Below are 12,287 nucleotides of genomic sequence, written 5' to 3' on the forward strand. Positions count from 1 at the left end.
TTATTACTCTACTGGTACTGATGTGGTGTAGCCGTGCGCTTTTAGAATTGCATGTTGTTTTGCTTTTTGTAAATCGTTAGCAACCATTTCACTGCACATTTCTTCAACAGTGATTTGAGGAACCCAACCAAGCTTTTCTTTTGCTTTTGATGGATCACCTAACAAGGTTTCTACTTCAGCAGGTCTGAAATATCGAGGATCAACTTTCACAATAATATCACCGACTTTTAATTCTGGAGCATCATTACCTTTAATAGATTTTACAGTGCCAACCTCATCTAGTCCTTTTCCTGTAAATTCAAGCTCTATACCTGCTTCTTTGGCTGATAATGTTACAAATTCACGAACACTAATTTGCTTACCCGTAGCAATAACAAAATCATCGGCTATTTCCTGCTGAAGCATCATCCACTGCATACGAACATAATCTTTAGCATGACCCCAGTCGCGCAGGGCATCCATATTTCCTAGATATAAGCATTTCTCTAAACCTTGTGAAATATTTGCAATCGCACGAGTAATTTTTCGGGTAACGAAGGTTTCACCACGACGAGGAGACTCGTGATTAAAAAGAATACCGTTACATGCAAACATACCGTAGGATTCGCGATAATTGACTACAATCCAATATGCATACATTTTTGCTACAGCATAAGGAGAACGAGGATGAAAAGGTGTTGTTTCTTTTTGTGGAATTTCTTGTACTTCGCCATACAACTCTGAAGTTGATGCCTGATAAAATTTAGTTTTCTTTTCTAAACCTAAAAAACGAATAGCTTCTAATAAACGAAGAGTTCCCATAGCATCAACATCCGCAGTGTATTCAGGACACTCAAATGAAACGGCTACGTGTGATTGTGCACCAAGGTTGTATACCTCATCTGGCTGCACATCTTTAATTATACGAGTTAAATTAGAAGAGTCGGTTAAATCACCGTAATGTAGGAAAAACCGTTGATTTTGTTCATGGTTATCTTGATAAATATGATCGACACGCTCAGTATTTAATGATGAAGCACGACGTTTAATACCATGAACTTCGTAACCTTTCTCTAAAAGTAATTCAGCAAGATATGAACCATCTTGACCTGTAACACCAGTGATTAACGCAACTTTGGTTTTACTCATTATCAATTCCTTTATTTGCTTTCGATGATATTGCATCATTTTATTTAGCGATATCAAATTTATATATTTATATGCTTCTATTACAGTTTTCTAATATTTTCTAAACACTGAGTTACACATTGTTTTGCTAGTATGTGATCAACTCCTTCTGCATAACAGCGTAATTCAGGTGCATTACCTGAAGGACGAAAATGAACGATACTGTCATCTACTAACGTAATTCTTAAGCCATCGGTTTCATCTACACTGTTGATGCTGACATTATTGAATCTCAAACGAGTTAAAAATTTTACAGGATCGAGTTTCCCTAGAGCGAGAATTTCTAGGCTTTTTTCAGTAGCAAAATTTTGAATACGATCACTGTACGTAAAACGTTGTGGGAGTGTATTTACTAATGTTGAAATACTTCCTTTACCTGCCGCGGCCAATAGCATAATAGCTGGCAGTATCGCATCACGAGTGGGTAATGCTTTTAATAACTGCCCATTGACTTGTACATCACTACCTAATAAAAAACCGCCATTTGCTTCAAAACCTGCAACTGACTTAAATTTATTTTTTAAATTTGTAAATTCAGCAATTACATAAGGCGAGCCTATTTTCGTTCTTTTAACGTGTTTAAATTTTTTACATCTCTCAATTGCTGTATTACAACTTACAGGCACAGCTAAAGCATCAATATTTAATACTTCTGCACACAATAAACCAAGAATATCACCACGGAGCCAGTTACCATTTTCATCTGATATTAATGGACGGTCGCCATCACCATCGGTTGAAAATACTGCATCTAAATTGTGCTGTTTAACCCAATTGATAGCTTTTAATGTATCTTCTTCTGAAACTGCTTCTGTATCGATAGGAACAAAATGGTCTGTCCTTTCTAATGCAATAACTTCGGCACCAAGGCTTTCAAAAATTCGATAATAAAGATCACGACCTGCGCTTGAATGTTCATAAATACCGAGACGTATTCCAGTCAGCCATGGTGAATCAAACAGTGAAGTATAACGTGTTATGTAATCTTCAGCCGCTCGAGCATTTACAGTTAACTCAGCTAGTGTTGTTAACTTAGTAAATTCAATTTGTGCTGTATTGATCCTTTGCTCATCAGCTTTACTGATTTCACCATCGGGCCGATAAAATTTAAGCCCATTACGATCAAAAGGAATATGACTGCCAGTAACCATAATGGCAGGAATTCCATCTTCTTGTGCGGCAAAAGCTAAGGCAGGAGTAGGCACGACGCCGTAAAAAATAACCTCTATATTGATTTGTTTTAGTGCCACAGCACACGCCATAGCCATAGTATAACTACTTGGTCTATTATCGATGGCGATAGCCACTTGTGCAAAAGTAAAGTCGCGTTGCATACCAGTAATAAAGGCAAGAGAAAATGCTGCACATACATCTGGTGTAAATTGTGACACTAAACCACGAGCACCACTTGTACCAAAAACAATTCCACTTTTAGCGATAACTTTTGAACTGATTAAATTTGAGTTAGATGTCATATTACCTCTTAGGTACGTCCGTAACGGTCTTCAAATCGCACGATATCATCTTCACCCAAGTATGATCCTGATTGAACTTCAATTAACTCCAGCGGAAGTACACCAGGATTTTCTAGCGCATGCACTTGACCAATTGGGATGTAAGTCGACTCATTTTCAGTTAGTAATATCGTTTTATCACCATTAGTCACTTTCGCTGTACCAGAGACTACAATCCAATGTTCTGCGCGGTGATGGTGCATTTGAATCGATAATTTGGCTCCGGGTTTTACTGTAATACGCTTAACCTGATCGCGATTACCAATATCCAATGAATCATATTTCCCCCAAGGGCGGTATACTTCACGATGTATTTTATGTTCTGTACGCCCTACCGCTTTTAGATGATTTACTATCGTTTTGACATCTTGCACTTGTTCTTTATGGGCCACTAAAATGGCATCTTTCGTTTCAACCACAACCAAGTTATCAATGCCAACAACGGCAATGAGTTTGTTGTTAGAATGCAGATAGTTGTTTGCTGAATTAACCGATATAACATCACCTTTGATGACATTATTATTTTCATCTTTTTCCGAAACTTCCCATAGTGCAGACCAAGATCCGACATCACTCCAACCAGCATCCATAGGGATCACCATCGAAGAGTCTGTTTTTTCCATCACAGCATAATCTATCGAGTCATCTGGACAGCGTTGGAATGCTTCTATATTCACTCGAACAAAATCCATATCAGCCGTGCTTTCTTGCATAGACTCTTCACAAGCGAGTAGTATTTGTGGGCTGTATTTTTTTAGTTCCTCGAGGTAACGAGAAGCCTTGAATAGAAACATACCACTATTCCAGTAGTAATCCCCACTAGCAAGGTAGCCCTGCGCGGTACTTAAATCAGGTTTTTCCACGAACTGTGCAACTGTAAATGCATCACCCTGAGTCTGGCCCGCTTTAATATAGCCGTAACCTGTTTCTGGAGCAGTAGGTACAATTCCAAAGGTAACTAATTTACCATCTTTAGCGAAAGGCAATGCTTTACTGACAGATGTTTGAAATGCTGAAGGATCTTCTATTAAATGATCTGCAGCTAGCACTAATAGAATAGGGTCTTCGTCTTGCTCGGCATTTTTTAATGCTTGCAAGGCAGCTAAAGCTATAGCAGGGGCAGTATTGCGACCAATAGGTTCCAATATAATACCGCTGTGGGCAAAACCACCTAAACGTATTTGCTCTGCAGCAATAAAACGGTGCTCCTCATTACATATCAGTAATGGCGCATGATGTTCCATACCTGTTAAGCGTGCGGCTGTTTGTTGAAGCATAGATAACTCTCCCGCAACGGTTAAAAACTGTTTAGGGTAAAGCTCACGAGACAACGGCCATAATCGGCTGCCATTTCCGCCAGCCATAATAACGGGTAAAATCATAATTCGTTCCTAAATTATTGCTTCAGTTTACTGAATTTTTAACGTTCACTTATGTTGCTGAAGAATCGAAATACCATCGACTGTGCTTATGCACATTTGAGTCATTAAGTAATTGTGCTTCTGACATCCACTTATATTCATCGTGTTGTTCTGAGGGCAGTTTTAATAAATTTTCATCCACAACTAATCGGTAACCAAGGGCAATATAATGCGTGCTAAAATCTTCAACGCTTACATTGTCTTTATAAAAGTGTTCGAATGGTCCAATAAGTTTTGCATTCTCAAAGTCAAACTCAACACCTAATTCGTTCAATGTTAAGCGCTTAAATGCGACTGACATTGATTCATCTTTCAGAATTCGGCCACCCGGTACAAACCAATACCCTTGTGCTGGACGGTTAGTTCGTTTCCCAAGTAAGACTTGGCCTACTTGGTTAGAAACTATCAGGTCAATAGAGATTAACGGAGCATTTTTGATGATCGTTTTGAAGGTTTCAAAAGGTAACATTTGACCTATTCTTTGAAAATAAAGTTAAACAACATTGAGCTTTTTCAATATTAAAGCTCAGATATATATCATGGAGTGAGACACTTTTAGTTCATTTTGAGACAGATCAAACTTCGCTAGTCTGCATAGAACCTAGGTTTCACTGTTTTCTTTCAAACAGTCCCAATAGGCGGCAAAAGAGTTGAGCCTAGATTGCTAGAGCGCTTCGCTGCTAGAAACTATAAAAGCAAAGAGTGTTAATCTTTTCTGACAAAATACCGAATTAACACTAACATTACAGCCAACATTCCGCCTAGCATGGTGCCTAGAACACAGATTAATGCGCGCTTCGGTTTGGCTTTTTCTTCTGGAACAAACGCAGGATCGATGGTTTTAAACACATACTCATCACGCACTTCTGCAAACATGATTGTTTTTGTTTGTTCTTCTATTAATTTGTACAAAATTGTGCGTATATCCGCGACATTCGTTTGTTGTATCTGTGTTTGTAAAAAAGCTTTACTTCGATTGGCTTCAGCAACATCACGTTGCTTCATTTCGTTATTGATGTCCGCAACTAACCAATTAACCCATTGCTGTGCAACTTGAGGGGATAGATGCTCTACTGACACAGTAACCATGCCAGTATCTTTTGCCGCATTAACGGCAATAATTTTACTGAACTCTTTGTAAGCTTCTTGCATTGATGGCTCAGGTTTAAAAGGCAGCTGAACTTCACGTAACCATTTATTGTCGGCAGCGTTGTATACATCTTCATCATAACTGATGCTGTTATCTGCTATGTTCCATTTTTTAGCCGCCATTAAGTCAGGCAAAATATTGTGATTTTGAATAAAGTCACTGGTAAATTGACGTGATTTCATCACCTCAATTGCCATTTGGGTTTTATCAACACCACCACCGCCACCTAAGTTGATGCCAGCCATACTGGCTAGACCACCAAACTGTCCGGCCAGCGCACCTAAACCACCGCCACCTTGCTCTGAGTCAGCAGGCGCTAATAGCGCTTCTGACTTATAAATATTCGGCTGATTAATGGCAAAAATAACGGAGCCAATAGCAAACACTGCAGTTATGGCAATAATTAACCACTTACCTTGCCAAATTACAGAAAAAAGCTCACGAAGATCGATTTCGTCGTCTTGAGCGCTTCCCATTGGTTGAGTGGCATAAGGTTGAAATTGTGCATCAGGATTTAATTGTTTGTTTTTGTTATTCATCATTTCTTGTCTGTTGGGAAGCAGTGCGCTTCGCTTCTAGGTGCCATAAAAGCAAAAGCCTAGATTCTAGGACGCTTCGCGGCTAGGGCGCTACGCTGCTATACAAGCAAAGCAAAAGCCTAGATTCTAGGACGCTTCGCGGCTAGAGCGCTACGCTGCTATAAGGTCAAAAGATGTCAGCAGATATCTGCTAAGTTTTGAGTTTTTACTGGTTAGCTCGCTTCGCTTCTAGATGTCATAAAAGCAAAAGCCTAGATTCTAGGGCGCTTCGCGGCTAGATCGCTTCGCTGCTATACAAGCAAAGCAAAAGCCTAGATTCTAGGGCGCTACGCGGCTAGATCGCTTCGCTGCTATACAAGCAAAGCAAAAGCCTAGATTCTAGGACGCTACGCGGCTAGATCGCTTCGCTGCTATACAAGCGGAAAGCACAAGCTTGCGTATTAGTCACTTTGTTTGGTAATCGGCGTTATCTTCTTTAATCTGTGCTTGTTTTTGTTTTATAAGAGCACCTAAAATTTTGGCTAACTCTTTAGCTTCTTTTACCATCGACATAGCCATTTGTTTATCAAGGTATTCGATTTCCGCTCCGATATATAACTGAGTTACAAGCTCACCTAGAGACCCTTTTGCGTAATACAAAAACCTTATCTTTTCTTTTAGGGTTTCACGTTCCTCTCCCTCCGCGATGTTTGAGGGAACAGATAATCCTGAACGTGTAATTTGATCTTTAAAACCCCAGTTACTGACTGATTCCGTCAACTGATAAATTTGACAAGACAATCTAGAAGCTCTTTTCCACACATCCAGTTGTTCGAAACGCATATCAGTTCCTTCTGAAGTTGAAAATCTAGGTTCTAGAGTCTAGGACGCTATAAAATAAACAGCCTAGAGCGCTGCGCTGCTAGGACGCTTCACGGCTAGAGCGGCCTACGGCCTGCTATAAAATCTTAGCAGCGAAGCTGTCCCTAGAAGCGAAGCGATCCTAGCAGTGACGAAGTCACGTCCTAGCAGCGAAGCGACTCTAGCAGTGACGAAGTCACGCCTTAGCAGCGTAGCTGTCCTAGAAGCAAAGCGCACTATCCGCGTAGCGGCCTAGCAGCAAAGCGATCCTAGCAGGACGTAGTCCGTCCTATCTAGCCCTTCGGGCTAGATCCCTGAGATAGCAGCAAAGGCTACAGCAGAGTTATAAATAATCTGGGTAACTTGCGACCAAAGAGTTAATTTATCTTTGTACTCAGTGTCTAGCGGAATAATAACCGTATCACCCGCTGAAATTTGTGCATCCGAATTAAACCAAAGATTGGTCGTGGGCATCATTACCGAACCGTCGGCCTTGATGACGTAGGTTCTGTCTTCATCGCCACGTTCTCTTGAGCCACCAGACATCAATAAGTAATCGTCTAAGGTTAAGCCGTCTTTAAATCGATGCGTTGTAGGGTGTTGAACTTCGCCCATAACGGCGACGGTTTGCTTAATGGTTGGCACGTACAATACGTCGCTGTCTTCAAGTTGAACATCCGCTTCTTTAATACCTAATTTAAGTGCATTTAAGTCTATAACTAATCGACCGACTGCTTGGATGTTTTCTAAGTCAGTTAACATCAACTGTGCTTCGGAATAATTAATGCTTGAACCATCGTTTGAAATGCCACGAGTAGCCAGATCTCGGCGCAGTTGGTCGGCCAACTTTTTAATTTCGAGCTGTTCTTGCATCCGTACTGATTCACGAACAAATACCGCGGCATAAGGATAAGCGTATTCGGTTAAGCCACCGGCTCTAGCGATAACATCCGATAATCGCTCACCGCGCCTGATGTTATAGGTACCAGGGAACTTAACTTCACCTTTGACTTCGATAACTTTTCTTTCTTGCCATTCTGGCGTGGTAAGAATAGTCACCATATCGCGACCTTCCAGCTTGATATTCTCTACTTGGTTACCATTAATGACAGCATGCAGGTTAATTTGCTTATGGATGATATCGGATATTGCTGCCGTGGCTTGGGTACGAGTCAGTTCAGCTCGCTCAGTATAAGCACCTTCTAACAGACCACCAGCGGCCTTAAGTAAGTCGGTAACTTTTGCAGAGTTTGTTAACGGGTAAACCCCTGGGTGTCGAATTTTGCCGGCAATGGCGACAATTTGTATGCCTTGTTGTGCATTACCCTGTTGGGTAAGTTTGGTCACAATGGGGTAGAGTAATTCTTTACGTGACATGACATAACTGAGTTTAATTAAGTCACGGTCTTCAAATAAATTTGACAGCATCTTGGCCACTTCACTGCCCACCAAGGTTTGCTCTGCAGATGTGTCTACATTTAATGCCACGCCCGCTATCTGGTTGGTATACTTGCTTGTTACCGTGCTGTCTAAAGTTTCAAATCCTGCTTTAAAAAGGTCTGCATCCAGTAATGAGTCACCTTTAAGCGATTCCACTTTATTAACCCGTTTTTTAACCAGTGCATTTAATTCAAACCGATTTTGAGTATCATCATTAACATTAAATATCATCACCTTATCACGAGGCTGTAAGCGCAGGTTTTGCACAGAATTAGGTGACGTAATGGCTTCGCCAGGGGCAAATTGCAGCGTTTCGATGTCGCCATGTTTGTTGATTTCACGCACAATCAAACCGTAATCTAAATCGGCAGATAATAATAAATCACCCCAAATAGACGGCAGTAGATCGCTTATTCGCTGTTGCTTCCACTGGTATTTACCTGGGCGAACGACTGCACCCACAATGGTGATAGCATCTTCATATTGATTAGAGGCATTTTTAACCCGAATATAATCACCCGCTTTAGCTAAGGTGTTGTTGCCTTGTGCAGAGGTTAAATCGACATTAACAATGGTTTTTAAGCCATTGGCATTATAACGCTCAATACTGCTATTTTTAGGATACGCACCTTGCTTGATGCCCGCTGCCATGTTGATAACATCACTAATGGTTTCGTGCTTTTTCAGCTCGTAAATGGCCGGGCGTTGTACTTCACCCGCCACGCTGACTAAGCCACCAATTGATGGAATGAATACTACGTCACCTGAACGAAGGTTAATGTCGCCAGAGGCGTCACCACGGAGCAGTAAATCGTATAAATCAAATGCGCCTACTAACTTACCGTTGCGCTTAACTTGCACATTACGCAGGCTACCGATTTCATTAACACCACCGGCGACAAATAGCGCTTGGGTAATGGTTGATAAACTCGATACTGTGTACGAACCTGGCTTGTAGGCATCGCCGGCGATAAAAATGCGAATTGAGCGTAATTCACCCATAGTGATATTCGATTCGATGCCGATCATTTGCTGCTGTATGCGTTTTGACAGTTCTTGACGTAAATCGGCAAAACTTAATCCGGCAACCGATACTGGGCCTAAATCGGGAATTTGCACTGTGCCATCACGATTAATGGTTAAACTGTATTCGTTACTTTCTTTACCGTATAACTGAACCTTAATGACATCGCCAGGACCGACCATATATTCACTTGGAACAGGTACATCGGTTACGGGAGCAAAAGTGGTTGGTTCACCTTCGAACATTTCATAACCGAAACGTTTTAAAGCGTCTTTATCGCTGTCTTCATTAAAATCAAACTCGCTTGTTTTAGTTGTTGCTGATTGTCCATTTGTTTGATTTTGACGTGGTTCAACAACATTAGGATTTGTCACAGCAGCTGAATTGTTAGCACTGCCTGAGAGTATTGAAGGGTCTATACCATACTGTTTTGCCACTCGCTCCTGCTCTGCTTTGGGCAATTGTTTAAACTGCTCAATCATTTGCGGTGTTGGGGTAATAGCATGCGCTTGGGTGGTTAAAATAATAAAGGCTGTCATGCCTGCTATCAATGCGTTTTTGGTTTTATGTAACACCAGGTATCTCCAATATTATTATTGTAATTAATGTTCTAGGCCGCTACGCGGATAGTGCGCTTCGCTTCTAGGGCGGACTACGTCCTGCTAGTATCTAGGAACTCGCAGGCTCGCCAGAGAGCGGACTTCGTCCTGCTAGGTTCTAGGAACTCGCAGGCTCGCCAGAGAGCGGACTACGTCCTGCTAAGAACAGCTTCGCTGCTAAGATTTTATAGCCTCTAGCCGCGTAGCGTCCTAGCAGCGAAGCGCTCTAGGCTGTCATCGATTTAAAGGCACGCTACCGCCCATAGATTACGGCTTCCAAAGTGCCCTTCGCTGTGCGAAATGTTCATTTTTATTGGCTAAACACCATAGCAGTCAATAATTGAGCGCAAGATTATACTCAAAAATCGACTTGGATGCTTGAGTAAAAGTCGCTAACCGTGGTAATTTTTTCTAAAATAGTACCCACATCACCTGAACGGTTAAAATTCAACCGCTCCAGCTTAAAATCGTTCAGTTAACTGCCAACACTTATTTTACCAATGGACAATATCCTACAAAAAATATCGCGATTGTCTGACACTTTAGCCATTTAAGTTATTTCGTCATTTTTTGATATAGCTTGTAAATTGGTAAGTTCGACTAAAATTCGTTTCTGTTGTCCCATAATGTTAAATAACACATGGCAACGTTTATCTGGGTTGTTCTCATCGAATATGGCTTCAAGGTCTTTAAACGGTCCGTCGACAAATTTGACTTTATCGCCTTTGCCTAATGGTTTTACCTCTTCTGGTACATAATCTTGAACTCGTCGTTTAAGTTCTGAAATAATTCTTTCGTCAATGGGCGTCATCACTTCTCGACAACCAACAATGCGGTTAGCGCCACGGGTATTGTGGATTTTGCTCACGCTAGTGATTTGAGGATCGAAATAGATAAACAGGTAGCTAGGGAAAAGAGGCGCCGTAACCATTTTTTGCTTGTTACGTACCGTTCTTTGCTGGGTGATCATAGGTAAATAACTATCGACTTGTTGCAACGCCAAATTTTGCTGTGCACGTATTTCATGACGCGTTTTGCAATACAGTAAATACCAAGATTTCATTATGACTCGCTTGTTTAAATTTGCTCATTAGTCTGAACATGTGACATCCCATTCACGGCCAAAGATAGTAGCAAAAATCTTGACCTATTTGAATGGATTTTTAAGCCTTAATGCCTATAAATACTGCGTTTAAGTCATTAATTGGTTTTATATTAAGCAAAAACACTATCAATTGTGATCTGAATCTTGGAGTAACTAATTGATTTATCATTCGACGTACACTTGACGTCTTTAATACACGCAGCTTGGTTAATTTTATTTTATGTTTCATCGCACTGGCATGTTGAGTCTATTCTAGGAAGGGCTGCGCGGCTAGATGCTAGGAATAGGGCGCCTGCGGCTGCTAGGACGACCTGCGGTCTTCGAGGACGCTTCGCTGCTAGATGCTATAAAAGCTGAAAGCACAGAGCCTATCCGCGTAGCGGCCTAGGATCTTAGCAGCAAAGCTGCCTAGGATCTTAGCAGCAAAGCTGCCTAGGATCTTAGCAGCGAAGCTGCCTAGGATCTTAGAAGCGAAGCACACTATCCGCGTAGCGGCCTAGGACCTAAAATCTAGGACCTAGAGGTTACTGAGTTGGCTTGGGTGGATAATTCATCATTACAGCATCAATAGCTTTGTTGATGATTTGAATCCGTTGTTCCGGCGTATTCTGTTCTCGTACTGTATCGGCCACAGTGCCACGCCAAATCAATTTACCGGTTTTATTATCCACTAAATCAACCATTAAGGTGCCAACTTCATATTCGCGCACTGTGGTTTCAGTTTGTATGCTACCACCTAACCCCCAACGAGGACCGTAATATGGGTTATAGCCATAATGACTGTTAAAGGTGTCGATATTAATTTTTTTATCGACTTTAGTGATGTAGTTAACCAATAAATCTGCATTTTGCTTATCTGTTTTACTGATACCTTTTTGGTTTAATTGGCTTTCAATAGCGGCGCGGATACGTTGATCCATGAGTCCGTCTAAATGATAACCCGCATCGTTATTTTTCTTCACTACCCATGAGTAGGTTTTGTATTGATCAAATGATACCGATGGATCGAAGTCTGAAGTCGATTTTAAGGTACTACATGCGCTCAACGCTAATACCGCAACGGCTATAAATAGTTTTTTCATACAGGCTCCAATAACAATGTGTATATGCTTATAAGCTTATAATGAGCTAAGACATTGTAAAAAGCAAAAGCCTGCTAATAGCCAACAGCCTAGAGCGCTGCTGCTAGGACGCATTAAAAGCAACAGCCTAGAGCGCTTCGCTGCTAGATGCTAGGAATAGGGCGCCTGCGGCTGCTAGGACGACCTGCGGTCTTCGAGGACGCTTCGCTGCTAGAGGCTATAAAATCAATAGCAACAGCCTAGAGCGCTTCGCTGCTAGGACGCTTCGCGGCTAGAGGCTATAAAATCTTAACAGCGAAGCTGTCCTAGCAGGACGTAGTCCGCCCTAACAGCGTAGCGATCCTAGCAGTGACGAAGTCACGCCCTAGCAGCGTAGCGATCCTAGCAGTGACGAAGTCACGCCCTA

The 12,287-nt window shown here is 41.5% G+C and carries 9 protein-coding genes; all 9 read right to left on the bottom strand.

Annotation, left to right across the window (positions count from 1 at the left end):
• Positions 1–3: 3 nt before the first annotated feature.
• Entirely contained in the window at positions 4–1,128 is a 1,125-nt protein-coding gene (gmd, locus tag AAEY93_RS18235) for a GDP-mannose 4,6-dehydratase (protein ID WP_351078883.1), read from the bottom strand.
• A gap of 80 nt (positions 1,129–1,208) precedes the next feature.
• Entirely contained in the window at positions 1,209–2,642 is a 1,434-nt protein-coding gene (locus AAEY93_RS18240) for a phosphomannomutase (protein WP_351078886.1), read from the bottom strand.
• Between the two features lie 8 nt (positions 2,643–2,650).
• Positions 2,651–4,063 carry a mannose-1-phosphate guanylyltransferase/mannose-6-phosphate isomerase gene (locus AAEY93_RS18245; protein ID WP_351078889.1) on the bottom strand — a complete coding sequence of 471 codons (1,413 nt, stop codon included), beginning with the start codon at positions 4,061–4,063 and terminating at the stop codon, positions 2,651–2,653.
• Positions 4,064–4,112: 49 nt separating this feature from the next.
• The gene (locus tag AAEY93_RS18250; protein WP_351078891.1) at positions 4,113–4,571 is read right to left on the bottom strand and encodes a GDP-mannose mannosyl hydrolase; all 459 of its coding nucleotides are present in this window, start codon (positions 4,569–4,571) and stop codon (positions 4,113–4,115) included.
• A 236-nt stretch (positions 4,572–4,807) separates the two neighbouring features.
• A complete protein-coding gene (locus AAEY93_RS18255; protein WP_124012178.1) occupies positions 4,808–5,794 on the bottom strand; it encodes a Wzz/FepE/Etk N-terminal domain-containing protein in 987 nt (328 codons plus the stop codon).
• Between the two features lie 441 nt (positions 5,795–6,235).
• Entirely contained in the window at positions 6,236–6,613 is a 378-nt protein-coding gene (locus AAEY93_RS18260; RefSeq protein ID WP_101034611.1) for a four helix bundle protein, read from the bottom strand.
• A gap of 324 nt (positions 6,614–6,937) precedes the next feature.
• Positions 6,938–9,670, bottom strand: coding sequence for an SLBB domain-containing protein (locus tag AAEY93_RS18265; protein WP_351078894.1), 2,733 nt, complete (start codon positions 9,668–9,670; stop codon positions 6,938–6,940).
• Positions 9,671–10,244: 574 nt separating this feature from the next.
• Positions 10,245–10,757 carry a transcription/translation regulatory transformer protein RfaH gene (gene rfaH / locus AAEY93_RS18270; RefSeq protein ID WP_351078897.1) on the bottom strand — a complete coding sequence of 171 codons (513 nt, stop codon included), beginning with the start codon at positions 10,755–10,757 and terminating at the stop codon, positions 10,245–10,247.
• 566 nt (positions 10,758–11,323) lie between these two features.
• Complete coding sequence (locus AAEY93_RS18275; RefSeq protein ID WP_351078900.1) at positions 11,324–11,881, bottom strand: DUF4136 domain-containing protein; 558 nt, start codon at positions 11,879–11,881, stop codon at positions 11,324–11,326.
• Positions 11,882–12,287 lie beyond the last annotated feature (406 nt).

This window comes from Shewanella sp. CAL98-MNA-CIBAN-0140 (assembly GCF_040309905.1).
GTDB lineage: Bacteria > Pseudomonadota > Gammaproteobacteria > Enterobacterales > Shewanellaceae > Shewanella > Shewanella psychromarinicola.